At 44.7% G+C, this 15285-nt stretch carries 16 protein-coding genes and 1 pseudogene; 10 read left to right on the forward strand and 7 right to left on the reverse strand.

The features are described 5' to 3' along the window. Positions 1–122: 122 nt before the first annotated feature. The 3 genes from U2F10_RS23895 to U2F10_RS23905 form a co-directional block, all read right to left on the reverse strand. A complete protein-coding gene (locus tag U2F10_RS23895) occupies positions 123–428 on the reverse strand; it encodes a hypothetical protein (RefSeq protein WP_499873444.1) in 306 nt (101 codons plus the stop codon). A 48-nt stretch (positions 429–476) separates the two neighbouring features. Beyond that, positions 477–800: a hypothetical protein gene (locus U2F10_RS23900; protein WP_499873445.1), complete on the reverse strand. Its 324-nt coding sequence runs from the start codon at positions 798–800 to the stop codon at positions 477–479. A gap of 223 nt (positions 801–1023) precedes the next feature. Beyond that, entirely contained in the window at positions 1024–1194 is a 171-nt protein-coding gene (locus tag U2F10_RS23905; RefSeq protein ID WP_499873446.1) for a hypothetical protein, read from the reverse strand. Here U2F10_RS23905 and U2F10_RS23910 point away from each other — a divergent pair. Continuing rightward, positions 1193–1321, forward strand: a complete 129-nt coding sequence (locus tag U2F10_RS23910) for a hypothetical protein (protein WP_499873447.1) — start codon at positions 1193–1195, stop codon at positions 1319–1321. The genes U2F10_RS23905 and U2F10_RS23910 overlap by 2 nt on opposite strands. A gap of 92 nt (positions 1322–1413) precedes the next feature. On the opposite strand, the gene U2F10_RS23915 is transcribed toward U2F10_RS23910, so the two are convergent. Next, a complete protein-coding gene (locus U2F10_RS23915) occupies positions 1414–2028 on the reverse strand; it encodes a hypothetical protein (RefSeq protein ID WP_499873448.1) in 615 nt (204 codons plus the stop codon). A gap of 145 nt (positions 2029–2173) precedes the next feature. On the opposite strand from U2F10_RS23915, the gene U2F10_RS23920 reads away from it, so the two are divergent. The 6 genes and pseudogenes from U2F10_RS23920 to U2F10_RS23945 all read left to right on the forward strand — a co-directional run bounded on the left by U2F10_RS23920 (position 2174) and on the right by U2F10_RS23945 (position 4042). Beyond that, on the forward strand, positions 2174–2395 hold the full coding sequence (locus tag U2F10_RS23920; protein ID WP_499873449.1) for a helix-turn-helix domain-containing protein: 222 nt from the start codon (positions 2174–2176) through the stop codon (positions 2393–2395). 12 nt (positions 2396–2407) lie between these two features. After that, positions 2408–2557, forward strand: coding sequence for a hypothetical protein (locus tag U2F10_RS23925; RefSeq protein WP_499873450.1), 150 nt, complete (start codon positions 2408–2410; stop codon positions 2555–2557). Positions 2558–2682: 125 nt separating this feature from the next. Next, positions 2683–2817: pseudogene (locus U2F10_RS23930) on the forward strand (pentapeptide repeat-containing protein); the annotation flags it as partial. A gap of 53 nt (positions 2818–2870) precedes the next feature. After that, a complete protein-coding gene (locus tag U2F10_RS23935) occupies positions 2871–3038 on the forward strand; it encodes a hypothetical protein (RefSeq protein WP_499873559.1) in 168 nt (55 codons plus the stop codon). Next, a complete protein-coding gene (locus U2F10_RS23940) occupies positions 3038–3238 on the forward strand; it encodes a hypothetical protein (RefSeq protein WP_499873451.1) in 201 nt (66 codons plus the stop codon). Before U2F10_RS23935 ends, U2F10_RS23940 begins: the two co-directional genes overlap by 1 nt. A gap of 657 nt (positions 3239–3895) precedes the next feature. Continuing rightward, positions 3896–4042: a pentapeptide repeat-containing protein gene (locus U2F10_RS23945; protein WP_499873452.1), complete on the forward strand. Its 147-nt coding sequence runs from the start codon at positions 3896–3898 to the stop codon at positions 4040–4042. A gap of 102 nt (positions 4043–4144) precedes the next feature. Here the strand turns inward: U2F10_RS23945 and U2F10_RS23950 are convergent, their stop codons facing one another. Then, positions 4145–6448 carry an NACHT domain-containing protein gene (locus U2F10_RS23950; protein WP_499873453.1) on the reverse strand — a complete coding sequence of 768 codons (2304 nt, stop codon included), beginning with the start codon at positions 6446–6448 and terminating at the stop codon, positions 4145–4147. A 158-nt stretch (positions 6449–6606) separates the two neighbouring features. Here U2F10_RS23950 and U2F10_RS23955 point away from each other — a divergent pair, with 158 nt between their 5' ends. After that, positions 6607–6798: a hypothetical protein gene (locus tag U2F10_RS23955; protein ID WP_499873454.1), complete on the forward strand. Its 192-nt coding sequence runs from the start codon at positions 6607–6609 to the stop codon at positions 6796–6798. Positions 6799–7362: 564 nt separating this feature from the next. Here U2F10_RS23955 and U2F10_RS23960 read toward each other — a convergent pair. Beyond that, positions 7363–8298, reverse strand: a complete 936-nt coding sequence (locus U2F10_RS23960; protein ID WP_499873455.1) for an IS5 family transposase — start codon at positions 8296–8298, stop codon at positions 7363–7365. 39 nt (positions 8299–8337) lie between these two features. Next, positions 8338–9702, reverse strand: coding sequence for a hypothetical protein (locus U2F10_RS23965; protein WP_499873456.1), 1365 nt, complete (start codon positions 9700–9702; stop codon positions 8338–8340). 623 nt (positions 9703–10325) lie between these two features. Between U2F10_RS23965 and U2F10_RS23970 the strand changes: the two genes are divergently transcribed. Continuing rightward, the gene (locus U2F10_RS23970) at positions 10326–10961 is read left to right on the forward strand and encodes a toll/interleukin-1 receptor domain-containing protein (protein ID WP_499873457.1); all 636 of its coding nucleotides are present in this window, start codon (positions 10326–10328) and stop codon (positions 10959–10961) included. A 99-nt stretch (positions 10962–11060) separates the two neighbouring features. Further along, positions 11061–14876, forward strand: a complete 3816-nt coding sequence (locus U2F10_RS23975) for an NB-ARC domain-containing protein (RefSeq protein ID WP_499873458.1) — start codon at positions 11061–11063, stop codon at positions 14874–14876. The last annotated feature ends 409 nt before the right edge of the window (positions 14877–15285 follow it).

Below are 15285 nucleotides of genomic sequence, written 5' to 3' on the forward strand. Positions count from 1 at the left end.
AGGCGTCTCCTGAGGAGTGCTAGGGGATAACCAAGCACTCTTACAACTGTCATATATGACGATTGTAAGACATGGATCTGGATTTGTGTTCTCATGGCATAAACTTAAAACTTAAGTGATGCTCAGAAGTCCCCCTCCTTCTCCCCATCCCCATCCGCATCCAACAGATACCCCAGCACTGCGATTTCCTTCTGCACGTCTTCATGCTCGGCCACCATTTCGAGCAGTGGGCTAAATCCATCAAAATGCCATTGCCTGATCTCAGGACTCCCTTGAATACACTGGTCCAGGGCATTGATCGCATGAGCAAACCCGAATTTCGCGATCAGGTCCTGCATGGCAGCGATGGCGGCGATCTCTTTCTCCCCGTTCTCCCCGTTCTCCCTGTTCTTCCCATTTTCTCTTTGTTTGCTAATCACCATAGTCATGACTACGTTGGTTCTCCAGTGACACCTCCTTGATCTTTTTCTTGCTTACTAATCGCCATAGTCATGACTACGTTGATTCTCTCCCTGGATACAGGAGGTTGAGATCTCCCAATCTGGATAGGCGAGCCCAAACGCTTCGATACTGGCTGAGATCGCAGCACAAAAGTATTTGTTGCCTACGAAGACAAAGGATCTCGCCTCATGATCGATCTCGGTACGAATATGGAAATAGTCTTGATCGATCATGTTCTGAAGCCAATCCGGTAGGCTTCGTTTGAAACATTCGAGCGAGAATTCTTGCCAAGCGGGATCAGGCTCAAGCGTGAGAGTAGAGATGGGAGATGGGGAAGGAGTCGGATTAGTTGATTTCATGGGCTTTACCAAGACGGGTTTCAGGGTCAAAATTTTTTTTTGTGGGGATGGTGCTAGCCAGTGGTTGGAGAGTGCTAGTACGCTTAGGCTTAAGACTGGAGGCTTAGGCTTCGAGATAGTAGGAACGAGGGGGGTATAGGATCGATTGCTCTTTGAATCTCAGCCTGTAGAGAGAAGGCATGGATAACTCTTATCGTGATAAGAGTTATCCTCAGAACGATTCTTATCCCTGGTCTTTCATCACGTATTTTGAGACTGTATGAGCCGTGCCCAGCGCTTCTAGGATCGGGGTAGAGATATCGTTCTCTTCTAAAGTGTTATCGAAATGTCCAAACATTCCTTCACTCAGCGCTTCAAGAACAGATGTGAGTCCATAACTGTGGACTAGAGCCATGATGAGTGCTTTTAGCTGGGAATTAGGATTAGCAGAACTGATCGGGATGTTGATGCTAGGAGGAGCTTCAGGGCTGGGATTTACAGGTGTAGCGGGTGTCATGATGGGTGTTCGTGATCGTCAGTGAAGGGAATGACTTAGAGAAAGGAATAGGTAGATGCAGGGGAATCGCCGATAGCTTGACCGATACCCCATAACGCAGCAATTACAACGCAGAGATCAAAGCGCTGAGACGGGTGGCACTCGACCGGCTGCAGCGTCCAGATAGTAATCCTCATAGGGGTTTATCTGCTTCAGAAGCTCAAACGCGTTGATCACCGCATCGCCATCAAACCGCTCGGATAGAGCAAGCAACGCTCTGAATGCTTGATACGCAATTACATCATCAATGTAGGCGTCCCGGTGGGCATTGAGGGCTTCATCCGCCGTGGGGAAGTAGGTGGAGTAAGCCACGGATTGGGTAGCGCCATCAGGACCAGGCGCAGGGGTAGGGGTAAGGAGTGTGAAGTGGGCTCGATACCCTAGCGCGGGATCATGTTCGATGTGAAATCGGTGAGGCAGTGAGGCGAGAGTGCTGTCGAGGTACTTATGATGGTGCAGCGCTTCAGGGGCCAGGTCCAGCAGTGCCGCATCTTTGCATTGCTCCAGTGTGCCGGTTGCTTTTACAGGACGGGAGAATGGACGGTATTCCCAGCGATCGGCAGTGATATTGAATGCGATCGCACCCAGATTGAGATCGTTGAGATAGATAACGTATTGGGTGTCGTGGGTTTGACGGAATTCTAGGGGTTGTGAGGAGGAGGAGGAGGAAGGTTTATGAGTTAAAGTTTGCATGGCTCCAAATTGCTAATGGTTTGGGGTCAGCGAAGCGATTACTGAACTTTGGACGGTGAAGTAATCGCTTTTGCTATATCTATTTAATACTAACTAATTAGTACTTGTCAAGTAGATGGTACTAATTAGTTGTGTTATCGTGTTCATGTATCCTATTGATATGAACATGAAAGAATTAAGGCAAAGAGTCGGCAAACGACCAGAAGAAATTGCTGTAGAGATGGGCGTGGCTGTCTCTACAGTTCATAACTGGGATCAATTGCGCAGCGTTCCCCGGATGACTGCTGCTGGGTTTAAGAAGCTAATGGCGGCATACGAATGCACGCTCGATGAATTGATTGAAGCTGAAAAATTGGCTCGTAAATAATGGAGTCCAAGAATGTTACTCGGACTCAAGAAAGAACTAAAACTGAATGGTCAAATGATTAACCCCACCGATATTCAGATTGATGAGCTACCGTCGGTGGTGCTGATTGCCGAGGGACGGCCAGCGTTGGAAATTTTGCGGATTGTTGTTGGAGGAAAGTGAAAGGTTTCGAGAGGCAGCTGAGTTGCTGAGATGAGGGTTGTGGTGTGGCTAATGCAGAGCACTTAGAACGGCTACAGCAGGGAGTAGAGGTCTGGAATGATTGGAGAAAAAAGAATCCTGCAGTTGTGCCTAATTTGCAACGAGCTAACTTACGTGAAGCTAACTTACATAAGTTCGATTTACATGAGGCCGATCTGTATGAGGCTATTCTGCGTGGAGCCAACTTAAGTGAGGCCACCCTAAACGATGCCAATTTGAATGGGGCGCATTTGCAGGCTCTCCAGAAACACCAGAAATATTTCAAGTTCGCTTCATGCAGTTCAAAGGTGTTATCAAGTTATTGGATTTGCCTGGCATCGAGGTTGATTCCCTCTCACAGTTTATTGCGATCGCAGAAAACTTTCGGTTAGCCATCAGCCTCATCAAGCTAGCCGAAAGTGGTCGACCTCAAATGAGCTTGATTCAAGGGGGTATTCGGTGATGGGGGATGATGAGCGGTCCCAAGCCGATAGATACCAAAATCCACCCAAAGGTGAACCAAAATATCTGCCAACTCAGGCGGGTAAGCCCTACTCAATGATGACTATGGCCACTGGGCAGTATGGGGATACGACTAGTTATCAGCATCTTAAGTGGAGTGAGCGGGTGCTGAAATTGTTTGAGGGAGGTGTGGCGGCGTAAGGTGGCAACCAAAGTCCCAAAAGCTAAGCGATCTCAACTACCCTCGCTATTGGCCATGGCCATCATTCAGGGGTAATAAGAAGGCTCAGCTACACCACCTCTAGCAATCTCCCCGCCTTTATCAACAACATCATCGAGCTGACCAAGCACCTAAGCATCCCTATCGATCTAACCGGCAAATCCAGCTACCCTCCTGCTAGCCCTTCCTATCCTCTGTTAGCCTCTGCCCACAGCCCTTGCCCCACCCCCCTCTGATTAAAAAGGGCTACCCTTCACACAGATAGGGTGGGCGGGGTTTCGTCGATGTAGTTCTGACACTTTCATCCGTGTGTAGTTCTGACACTTTCAGCCGTGTGTAGTTCTGACACTTTCAGCCGTGTGTAGTCCTCTATATTTTTTTCGGTATTTTCAACGGCTTTTGTGGTCGTAATACATCAGAACCAAGAGCGATCCTGCTTCCTCTCCTATCTCTAGCACCCCTGAATCCACCAGTAACAGGAAAACCAAGAATTTCAAGGTTCCCAGCTGGATTGCCAAGTTATTGCTCGATAAACAGCCCAGAATCCTATCTGGAGTCGCACCAAAGGGGTTTGATGGGTTAAAAATGTATTACTGCTACTGCTTGGTTTGAGTGATGGGGTGCGTGGAGTTTAGAGTATGAAAGCCGCTGAGGTGCTGCGACTGTATGAGGCGGGTAGACGGGACTTCAAAGGGGTTAGTCTCAGGGGGCAGAATTTTAAGGGCAAGGATTTGTCAGGGGCGGATATCAGCTCCACTGAAATCCGTAGTACGAACTTTATGTAAGAGATCAAACCGACATCCTTACTCTTTAAGGACTACTTGAAACTCTAACGTCAACCTGCGGAATGTCGGCTACAATCCATCCTTACCCCTTTATAAAACTACCTAAACTTCATCTTGTGGAGCCTCAGAGAGAAAAGCTATCAGTTCACAAGGGAGGCGTGATAGGAATTTTTCCCATGCATAGGTTGATATTCTTGGAGAAGCTTCTCGAGATCTGAGTATTAGTTCAACAACACTCAAGTATTCACGAGTCAAGTACTCATGCAGTCTATCCGCCTCTCGATCTCGTGAGTACAATTTCTCTATTGTATGAAAGATGTCAGACCAAAAGGTAATTGTTAATTGAACTAAATTTCGCCAAACCAGATCGGCTCTCTGGTCGTCAAACCATACTAAAATCCTCCCACTTTCGCAATCACTTATGAAGTTGTCAAAATAATCGAAAATAATTAGAAATATAGTTTGTGTTGGGGTTGGCAAATTGATGATCATCTCTTCGATAGCTGTAGTGCATTTCCTTATTTCTTCTAATTGCCTGTGATAGCCGTAGAAATATATCCTCTCTTGATAAAATATACGCAATTTTTCGATGGCCTCGGTGGCCTCATGAAACCTATGCTCCACACCTCTTTCTAGTCCTATATCGCATTCATTGCTTGAGAGTTTCAGCAATATGTCAAGCTTGTTGCCAAGCCCTAAAGGTTTCATTTTTGCGTAGGCTTGATTTTGATTCTTTACATTTGATCGATAATTCACATTGGATTGCTTCTCTATATCCTGTATGGCATCTTCGAGATACTGAATTGATTGGAAGAAGCCCCATACTTCATTCATTCTGGTTGAATCGTATTTAGAAAGAATTGCCTTTTCTAAGGATAAATACAGCCCTTCTGCGCCGTTTTTGCCGGGAAGTAACCCTACTACCAAAAGGATAACTTCTCGCCAGCGCTTATCTGTTGCATGATATTTTACTAAAGTTTCAGTTTTCCCATTGTCAGTAATAAATTTGGCAGTCAGATACTCTTGAAAAGTAAGATGAGAAAATGAGTAGATATCTCTCGCTCTTTCAACTAGTATCCCTTGCTGTATCTCAATAGCTTGCAAAACTTCTTCTGCATCTAAATATTTAGGAGCACCAAGACTGTCAACTAAAAATTCCCGGATTTGCTCTAGAAGAATATCTTTTGGAAAGAATAGCCGATTGTCTACAAAGCTTGTATAAGCTATTTCGGATAACAATTCAAGTTCTAATTCAATACTCAGTTCTCGATAAATTGGATTATGCTGTAATCGCTTTTCTGCAGCCCATTTCCTTAATAAAACATCTAAAGCTTCACCATATAGAGCATGACGCCTTTTAGGGAAATCTTGATACTCATCGTAAACTACACAAAGCAAGGTCAATAGTAGTGGTGTTTGGGCTAGTTCTTTTGAGGCTTGATAGTTTTTTCTTTGGAGTAATTTCCAGCATTGTTTAGCTGTTTTTACTTTAGTATCTTCATCCCTAGAAAACCAGTTTTCTATAAAGCATTTAATTTGGTCATCATCAAACTCTGCCATAGTTACATCTATAAAATCTTTAAACCCGCCGAAGTTATAGGCAGCTATTCGACATGAAGTAATTAAACGATTTTTAGGATAACGGTTTATAAGATTTTCAATTTCTTTGATAACATCGCTTAAATGAGTGTTAGGAACTTCGTCTAACCCATCCAACAAGATAAGAAGCTTGCCATTTTGAAGGAATAATTTTGTTAACTCTTCCGAGTGGGAAAAGCCGCAGCATTGTAATTCATTAGAAATTTGTATTTCAAGGTCGAAGCCTTTTTGATCAAGCAGCCTCAACTCAATCATTACAGGAATCAGAGGGTACTCATATTTCAAATTTTCATCAGATGTTCTCTTAATGGAAAGTTGTGTAGAGGAAGTATATCTTCCTAAAGATTTTAGTGCTTCTAGGCTAACCTTCCTCAGAAAAGTGGATTTCCCAACTCCAGGTCCTCCCAAAACCATCAGATATTTGTTCTCATTTGCCACTTGGATGCCAACTTTCTTTGGGTTTCTAGAAGTGTTTAAGTTGCGTTTGCCACTGTTGCGATATTTCCGTTCAAGGCTTTTTGCATTTGCATAGTATGTTCTGTCTGAACGGCTAAGTAATTTGACGTTTGTGTAAATTTCATCTAGCTTAATCGGGCTATTCATTCGTATGCATGCAACTTTAAGAGTTGCATAGCGTCGAATGTACCGCTCTACGTAGTCGTCTAAGGCTTTCCTGTAGGAAATATTTCTTGTAATGTCTAAATCGAGTTTTCTGAGGACATCGCCTCCTTTTTCCTGAACCAAGCTAGATATTAAGCTAGCTAATCCTGCTGTGGCGGCTCCCATTAAAGGTTCAAATCCTGTCATGGCTCAAGAAATACTCTCACACTGTAACTATTCAATTTATAGCTAAAGTTGCTCCATGTCTGAAGTAAACATGCCCGCCATTAGTCTGGGAGTAAGAGCTGTCTATAATGCTTGTGATGCCTCAAGATTAGCTCGAGCAGAACTGTATCAATCGTCAGTTGAAAAGGCTGGCTGAGATCTCACTCCTACTCACCACCGATCCAGCCAGCGGACTCACCACTATCTCCGGACCCACCACCTCTGGTGATCGCACCAACTTTGCTGACTTCACTACCAACGTCATCGAGCTAACCGAGAAGCTGGGTATCCCTATCGAGCAAGTGCAGCCACCATCATCCAGTAACTCATAAAGGAACGAAATACCATTTCGTAAACTAGAAATCAATGGAATAACAGGAGTTTCGTGCTCCCTATTAATAGGAATGGCCTGTCTATGGGCTGATGCGGGGCCATCACCAGATGGACTACAGGAGCAGTAAAGCCTGGTTTTGCCTTTGGCTTAAGTTCAGTCAATTAAGGTAGTTAATACAAATACAGTTCAGTCCCCTGGTGGACAAAGGGAAAAAGTCTAACAGTGCTGAATATCTCGCTCTTACAGGCCATACTTGAGGCTACTGAGAGGGATAAAGTTCACAGCTCATTTGTTACTCATCAGCTGGACATGAAGGGAAAGCATTATGCTGAAGCTAAGAAGTTTATTGAGCAAGGTTTGATTGAGAAACTGATAGTGAGAGAGCCTAAACGTAAAGACGTAAAGCAACTCTGACTTAGATAAATATTCTTCACTACACCTCTGGAAATGCTAAAGGTTTATTTATCTCCTGTCTCCTGAAATAAGTTTCTTAATTTGCTCTAGCAAGGGCTTTGGTGCGTGAATATTTTGGTAGACAGATCGGTCCTCTAGGATATCGATCTTAGGCTTCAATAGGATAGCTATCGGGCATTCCTAAGTGGGTGAACTGATTGAGAATAGAACATTCCAACAGTAATTCTGTCGTTTGATTTTCAATCCCTCGTGCAGACACCTCACCTGTGAACATAGTTTTGAGTCGATACATCATGGTTTCACTCAAAGACCGTCGATGATAGTTTATCTCTTCTTTCCAGGTAGACCGTCCCTGTTTGCGAATCGCTCGTAAGTTTTCATCTCGTGGATGCGGGGCCTGTTTGCGATTGCCATGAAACCAAATTTTGGCATCTTTGCGAGGGGGAATCGCAGCCGTTGCGTCCCGCTCATCAATGGCATCGTAGCAATAGGTTCGGTCGTAGGCTCCATCGGCGCTAACTTGGTCAATCTCGTCTGGAACTTGGTCCAGTAGGTCTGGCAATATCTCGCCATCACTGATGGCGTTCGAGGTCACCACGACCGCCAGTATCTCGCCCGTTTTCTCATCAACACCCAAATGCAATTTGAGCCACGTGCGACGTTTGCTTACCCCATGCTGACGGGTTTTCCATTCCCCTTCTCCGTACACTTTAATGCCCGTACTGTCGATCACCACATGACGTCCCCCGGTGGTGGGTTTCGTCGGAATGTCAATGCTTAAGGTCTGTTGACGACGAGACAACGTGGTATGCACCGGTAAGGACACGGATACCCCCATCAGTTCAAAGATAGACCCCGCAAAACCGATGGTTTGACGCAAGGCGAACCCATAGATCACTTTGAAGGTTAATAACGTCTGAATGGCTAAATCGCTATATGTCTTTGAGGCCCCAGGATTACCGGTCTTTTGAGTGTTTTCCCATGCTGCAATCACCTCATCACTCAGCCATAGCGTCAGGCTTCCTCGCTTGACCAAGGCGGCGTTATACTCAGACCAGTTACGGAGTTTGTACGGGCGTTTCATCGGTACCGTGTTTGTGTGGTAACTACACTTTACCGGCTCTTACAGCTCCGTAGCTTCCTGATTCACGCACCAAAGCCCTAGCAAGTCTAGTTTATCGCCCAGATTAGGATCTAACTCCACAAGTAGAACAAGGGCTGACAACACAAAAGCACCTGCTACTAAATAATCGAAAGTCTGGCTAGTAAGATCAACAGGTGTCAAATTAACTAAGTAAACAATAACTATTGGTATAGCGGCTCTAAAAAATAAATTCCCATATCTTTTTAATTCTCTAATAGCCAGCTGTTTTCTAGTGACATGCCCCAATACGCCTTCGTTTACTGAATCTAATTTAGGTAATGAGTTCCAATCTCCTTCTATCATTGATTTGAGATTATGTGACAATCTCGTTATGAGGCTATCCTGTGTGTCAGCCATCGGTATGTATAGCCACACTTTAAGGCTCCGAAAACCGTTTGCAATTTTCTGAGCTTCACTTTCAAAAAAGAACCTCTCATATGAGTTACTTATTGGGAAAGACACGGGAATGTCATACTGAAAAACTGAAGCAATGTGATCAATCCTTTTAGCAATAAAAGATCTTAATTTCAAATCATCTCCAGTTACATTATTTTCTAACAGACAGATGATTTCAATCAATAATGCAATTATGTAACTTATGGGTTCACGTCTTTTCAGAACATTTAATTTAAACCAAGCTATCAAAATTCCCAGGAATAATAATATACCAGCATAAATAATCAAGTAAATGGAAAAAAGCCAACTTAAAAAATCACCACTATTAGATGTTAGTCCAGCAATAGAACCAATTAAAACCTGTAGTCCAACTACCCAAAAGAAGATTTTTATAGACAAGAAATACCGTCTACGAAATAATGAAATGTCTTCTCTATACTTATAAGTATTCTTGAATCTATTATTTTTTCCTCTCTTCAACCGACCAAGAGGCTTAAAGATAAGTAATAATTGAGCAATCAATACTATAGGTAAAACGACATACTCCAGGAAAGTACCGAGCCTATATAAGAACAAAACTTCTGATGGATCTTTATTTGTCTTGATTATTAAGTCAATTTGAATAATCCAACCTAATAGCTCGAAGATTGACGACTGGAATAGGTATACAAATAAAGCAAATGCGAATGAACCGAATATAATCAGCGTAAACGGTAAGTTTATTAATATAGCTTTTCTAGAGCTGTATATTTTTTTATAGTGATAAATTAATGCTTCTCTAGTATCTTCAAAATTACTCACAATGCCTTTCAAAGTATTAAGCTGATTGATAGTGCCTTCAATCTCACCAGAGTTATCTGAGGTGCCAAATTCTTTATATAAAAGATTAAGTATATTTTCTCCAGTAATCCTATTTTTAATAGCCCTTAAATCAGATGTTTTCCTCATTGGTCTCAGGCTTCGATTAATAACGCCAGTATCTCTAGATATCTTCTCATCACAGCAGACCTAGATTTGTAATGCCTGAGAACATAGGAGCAGATTTTCAGCTAAAAGGAACTATGGCCAATAAAAAATGTGCTCGTTCAGTTTGATTAGTTTTCGAGCGCCATTGCTGCGAATCAACTCTAAAATAGCCGAAACTACTGAGTTTCCCAGTAACTAGTTGCTGCTCTAGGCAGCTGAGCAGTCTCATTTTTTCAACAAGAAAATGGAGTAGTCTAATCTGGTTGCTGCTGATAAATCGGCTTTAAGTGGTGCGATCGCAACGCTGCAATCAGTCCGTACTACTCAACATAGTTATCAATAACCCCATACCCCCCTCCTCTCAGAGGTAAAGAGTACCTGCCTAATCAACTCCAGAGCCAATTAATTCAGCCATACTCTAGGCAATAACTCTATGGGCTTCCCATGAGCTATTGAAAGAATATCTAACTAAGCCCTTGTGATTCCTTGTGATTCATAGGGGCTTTTTATCCGGCTTTAAGGCTTACAAATCATCAAGACGCCTTGCTGGATCTACTCAAGTCAAGTAATAACAGGGATAGATATTCTTTCATGCTCCCTAGAATATGGCAGATTCAGCAGCCTCAGAGCCGATTTTTATCTCCTATCGCAGAGCCGACAGCCGCTCAACAACAGAGCGAATTTATGATCGCTTAGTAGCTGCATTCGGAGAAAATGCGGTCTTTAAGGATGCCAGTAGTATCTTGAGTGGGACTGACTTTGCTAAGCGACTCGATGAAGCCGTGAGTCAGTGTCAGCTGCTCCTAGTGATCATGGGTAAGACCTGGCTAACGATGACCAATGCAGATGGCACTCGTCGTCTAGATCATCCTGAGGACTGGGTCAGGATTGAAGTGGAGGCTGCCCTTAAACGTGAAATCCCTGTCATTCCTGTTTTAATCCAAGGGGCTAAGATGCCCGCTGCGTCTGACTTGCCAACGGCATTGCAACCACTCACCCGTTATCAGGTTTGTGAAGTTGGCAACGATCCACGCTTCGATGATGATGTGAACCGTCTCATAGTAGATATTCAAAGTCATCTGGGGCTGGACGACATTGCTGAGAAAAGTAGTATCGATGAGAACTCAGGCAAGAACGTCCAGAATGTTCATGGTGGGTCCGGCGTTCAGATTAACGATCCCAAAGCGCCAGTAATCACGGGCAACATCAGCGGCAGCACCATCCACATCAATACCAATTAGCTGAAGTCGTCGGAAGCAGATCCGACAAAGTTCACCCTGCCCTATGGAAATCCGTATCCAACGACGCTGAATCCCGGTGCGCCGTTTCAAGCGCCGCCCTTGCCTCGACACTATGTCCAACGGCCTGAGCATTTCGAGGCGGTTAAGGCTATGCTGCTGGATGAAAATGAGGGGACACCTGGCACATTGGTGATCAGTGCCATTTATGGCATGGGTGGTATTGGTAAATCGGTTTTGGCTGCAGCTTTAGTGCAGAGTGGCGAGATCCAGCGGCGATTCCCGGATGGTGTGCTGTGGGTAACCCTAGGTCAGCAGCCAGATATGCTCTCGATGGTAAATCTATGGATTCGGGAGTTAGGAGACTATGACTACAATCCCACGACTCTGCAGGCAGCATCATTGCATCTGCGAACATTATTAGCAGATAAGAAAGCGCTACTGGTTATTGATGATGTATGGCATCCCGAGCATGTGGAGCCCTTTCGTATAGGTGGTGCTGGTTGTTGTGTTTTAGTGACAACTCGGCAAACCAAGATTGTTGGAGCCACACGCTATGACGTAGATTTGATGACGCCCCAGCAATCGTTAGAGCTTCTCACCCGATGTTTACTAACTCCGTTATTTGACGCAGAACAATCATCTGCTGAGACCTTTGCCAACGAAGTTGGCTATTTGCCGCTGGCCCTAGAATTAGCCGCGGCTCAGATTGAAGATGGGATGAGCTGGGACGAGCTACTAGAGGCCTTTCAAGCAGAAATGGCAGACCCCGAAGCGCTTGATATTGATAGCGATGTCGAGTCTATCAGCGATGAAGCCATTCGAAAGCGTCGGAGCCTGGTGGCCTCTTTCAAGCTCACGCTTAAGCTACTTTCCCGAGAACAATTAAAGCAATTTGCCTGGTTGGGCATTGTTCCTGAGGATGTCTCTCTTACTCAACCGATGGCAGCCACGTTGTGGGGGGTGTCCCCCGTGCAGGCGAGTAAGTTGTTGCGAGAGTTCAAAAATCGGGCGCTGCTCTTGTCTCAAGCTCAAAGGTCTGGAGAGAAACCGACTTATCGCATCCATGATTTAGTTCATGACCTGGCCAAAAACTTGCTAACCCATGAACAATATTTAGGTGATTTACCAGGTCTAGGGCTCACGGTTGAAGAGGCTCATTCCCAATTCCTTGAGCGCTATCGTGTTCAGACCCAAAATGATTTGTGGCATACAGTTCCAGCAGATGGCTACATCCACAGTCATTTGGCTTGGCATTTTGAGCAGGCTGGTCAACCGGAATTGATGCATCAGCTGCTGAAAGAATCGACGCCAGATGGTCGCAATGGTTGGTATGAAGCATGCGAGAAGCTGGGACAAACAGCCAGTTTCGTTACCGATGTTGCTCGGGCATGGCAGGCAGCTGAGGGACTCTATACCCAGAATGCGCCTGAGTCGATTGCACTGCAGTGTCGGTATGCCCTGATCACCACATCTCTCAATAGTCTGGCTCAGAATATTCCACCTGAATTAATCGCAGCGTTTGTACAAAAAGGGTTTTGGACACCAGCTCAAGGATTATCCTATGTGAGGCAAATTCTAAACCCTAATGCTCAGGCTAGAAATTTCAGAGCACTAGCGCCATTTCTGCCTAAAGGATTAATAAGTGAAGCGCTGATTATAGCCCGCACAATGCAAAGTGAAGGGGCTCGGGGCAGTGCTTTAAGTGCATTAGTTCCGTATGTGCCTGAGGTGGTGAGTGAAGCTTTGGTTGTACTCCATAAGATTCAGGATGAAGTTAGCCGGGCAACTGCACTTATTGCATTAGTTCCATATTTACCGGAATTAGTGAGCGAGGCAATGGAAGGGATCGGTTTGATTCGGAGTGATCCAAGGTCCTTTGTTCTGAGAGATTTAGCTCCATATGTGCCTGAGGAATTGATGGGTGAAATGTTAGCGATTGCCTGTACAAATCGACCTGAGCATTACCAGGCCCAAGGATTGACCCTGTTAGCCCAATATTTGCCCGAGGCGATAATGAGTGAGGCTTTAGCTATGGCTTGCTCGATTCAGAAAGAATCGTACCGGGCAAAGGCACTAAGTGAATTAGCCCCATACCTATCTAAGACATTAATGAGTGAGGTTTTGCCTATGACTCGCTCGATTCAGAACAAGTTTGACCGGGCCAAAGTCTTGATTAGATTAGTTCAACATATGCCCGAATTAATGAATGAGGCTTTGGCAGTAGCACGCTCGATTCAGGATGAGACTTCTCGGGCTAAGATCCTTAGCGAACTAGCACAATATACGCCTGAGTTGGTGGATGAGGCTTTAGCCGTTGCCCGCTTAATTGAGTTTGGGCCTGACCGAGTCAAAGTTCTGAGTAGCTTAGTCCAGTATAGGCCCGAATTGGTGGGTGAGGTGTTAGCCATGGCCCGCCTAGTTCAGACAAATAATGCTTGGATTCATGCGGTCCGAGAATTAGCTCCATATTTGCCTGAGGTCCTGATGCGTGAGTCCTTGGTGATGGCCCGTTCGCTCCAGAGGGAATGTGATCGCACCTTGTTACTGAGGGGGGTGACTGAACATTTGCCAACAACCTTGATGAGCGAGGCTTTGACTGTGGCTCGCTCACTTCAGGATGAACCTGCTCAAGCTATAGCACTGAGCGAGTTCAGTCAATATATGCCTGAGTTGGTGAGTGAGATACTGGTGATAACTCATAACATTCAGGATGATTATGAGCGGTCTAGGGTGCTGATTAAGCTAGCTCAGTATATGCCTAAGACACTGGTAAATGAGTTTTTGACTGTGGCCCATTCGATTCAGAACGTGTCTTGTCGGGCTCATGCATTATCTAGTGCTGCCCAATATATGCATGATGAGGTCATTAGTGAAGCACTGTCAGCGGTCCGCCTGATTCAGGATGTGTCTAAGCGGGCTAATGCATTGAGTGAGTTAGCCGAGCATATTCCTAGGGCGCTGATGAACGAGTCACTGGAAGTAGCTCGCTCGATTTCAATCACGGTTTACCAGGCTAGTGCATTGGGCGCGTTAGCCCAACAGTGGCCCGATTTGGTAGGCGAGGCCTTGACAGTGGCCCGCTCAATTCCTGAATGGGTTAACTGTGATGACGCATTGATTAAGCTTGCCCAATATTGGCCCGAGGAGTTTATGAGCAAGGCGCTGTCGGCAGCCCACCGGATTCATGTCGAATCCGAACGTGCTGATGCATTGATTAGGTTAGCCAAGTATGTACCTCAAGCACTGATGAACGAGGCGCTAGAAGTAACTCGTTCCATTAAGGAGGATCGTTATCGAGCTTACGCACTGAGTTGGTTAGCTCAGTGTAGGGTTGAGTTGTTAGATGAGGTACTGATGGTGGCTCGCTCAGTTCAACAAGCGTCTGATCAAGCGGAGGTCTATAGCTGGTTAGCTTGCCAGTATAGGCCCGAATTGATAAGTGAGGCTCTGGAGGTGATTGGCTCGATTCATAACGAATCTACTAGAGCTACGAGTCTAAAAAAGTTAGTGCAGAAGTATTTTCAGTATAAGCCTGAGATAATGCGTGAGGTCCTGAAAATGGTCCGCTCAATTCAGCAAGAGTCTATTCGGGGCAATACGCTGATTGGCTTGGCGCAGTATTGGCCTGAGAATCTGATAAGTGAGGTATTGGAAGTCTTCCAAACGATTCAGGATGAGTCTATCCGAGCAAAGGTGTCGTCAAAGGGACTACTTCCTGTGAAACTTAAACTAATTGGAACGGATATCGCCTCATGGAAAGAGGTTCTGCACATCAACGCTCATGAAGGACGTCAAGCGTTTCTTAAAAATCTCCCTAAACTTGCTCCAGCCATGATTACCCTATCCGGTGAAGATAAAACTGTTCTGAATTTAGTGGTTGATGAAATGCGAAATGTTTGCCGTCAATGGCCATAAGGCGGCGTTTCTGAATTGGGAGGCCGGAATTCTTTCCACCATTAGTTCCATCATCCCAGAATAATTGTCGTCTAATAATCACCGCTACTTAGGACATTTGTATCTATATACATATAACCTTGAGATAAAGATACTTAATTCAGGCATTCCTCTGCTATAGCCTTCAAAACATGTATTTTTCCTTAAAAACAGTCGGGAAATAAATCATAGAGAACTTTGCTTGGCTTACTGCCCCCAGATCAACCAGGACACAAGGTTTCCCACCCTCCAGAGCGTCTTGCGTCGAGAATCGTTCCAAAACCTTGAACTTCTGTTAAATTACTGAATTCCCGTGGTTATTTCTTAAACCAGACCAAAAATCGTCAAAATACTACAGTGTATAATTCAGTCAAGATTTTTCTCCTAAAGC

Origin of the sequence: Leptothoe sp. EHU-05/26/07-4 (genome assembly GCF_043421015.1) — a bacterium.
GTDB lineage: Bacteria > Cyanobacteriota > Cyanobacteriia > Phormidesmidales > Phormidesmidaceae > Leptothoe > Leptothoe turfae.

What these genes read in the sequence shown, in the direction of transcription:
- U2F10_RS23895 (WP_499873444.1), bottom strand. Translation starts at nt 428, where the DNA reads ATGACTATGGTGATTAGCAAACAAAGAGAAAATGGGAAGAACAGGGAG.
- U2F10_RS23900 (WP_499873445.1), bottom strand. Translation starts at nt 800, where the DNA reads ATGAAATCAACTAATCCGACTCCTTCCCCATCTCCCATCTCTACTCTC.
- U2F10_RS23910 (WP_499873447.1), top strand. Translation starts at nt 1,193, where the DNA reads ATGATGAGTGCTTTTAGCTGGGAATTAGGATTAGCAGAACTGATCGGG.
- U2F10_RS23905 (WP_499873446.1), bottom strand. Translation starts at nt 1,194, where the DNA reads ATGGCTCTAGTCCACAGTTATGGACTCACATCTGTTCTTGAAGCGCTG.
- U2F10_RS23915 (WP_499873448.1), bottom strand. Translation starts at nt 2,028, where the DNA reads ATGCAAACTTTAACTCATAAACCTTCCTCCTCCTCCTCCTCACAACCC.
- U2F10_RS23920 (WP_499873449.1), top strand. Translation starts at nt 2,174, where the DNA reads ATGTATCCTATTGATATGAACATGAAAGAATTAAGGCAAAGAGTCGGC.
- U2F10_RS23925 (WP_499873450.1), top strand. Translation starts at nt 2,408, where the DNA reads ATGTTACTCGGACTCAAGAAAGAACTAAAACTGAATGGTCAAATGATT.
- U2F10_RS23935 (WP_499873559.1), top strand. Translation starts at nt 2,871, where the DNA reads ATGCAGTTCAAAGGTGTTATCAAGTTATTGGATTTGCCTGGCATCGAG.
- U2F10_RS23940 (WP_499873451.1), top strand. Translation starts at nt 3,038, where the DNA reads ATGGGGGATGATGAGCGGTCCCAAGCCGATAGATACCAAAATCCACCC.
- U2F10_RS23945 (WP_499873452.1), top strand. Translation starts at nt 3,896, where the DNA reads ATGAAAGCCGCTGAGGTGCTGCGACTGTATGAGGCGGGTAGACGGGAC.
- U2F10_RS23950 (WP_499873453.1), bottom strand. Translation starts at nt 6,448, where the DNA reads ATGACAGGATTTGAACCTTTAATGGGAGCCGCCACAGCAGGATTAGCT.
- U2F10_RS23960 (WP_499873455.1), bottom strand. Translation starts at nt 8,298, where the DNA reads ATGAAACGCCCGTACAAACTCCGTAACTGGTCTGAGTATAACGCCGCC.
- U2F10_RS23965 (WP_499873456.1), bottom strand. Translation starts at nt 9,702, where the DNA reads ATGAGGAAAACATCTGATTTAAGGGCTATTAAAAATAGGATTACTGGA.
- U2F10_RS23970 (WP_499873457.1), top strand. Translation starts at nt 10,326, where the DNA reads ATGGCAGATTCAGCAGCCTCAGAGCCGATTTTTATCTCCTATCGCAGA.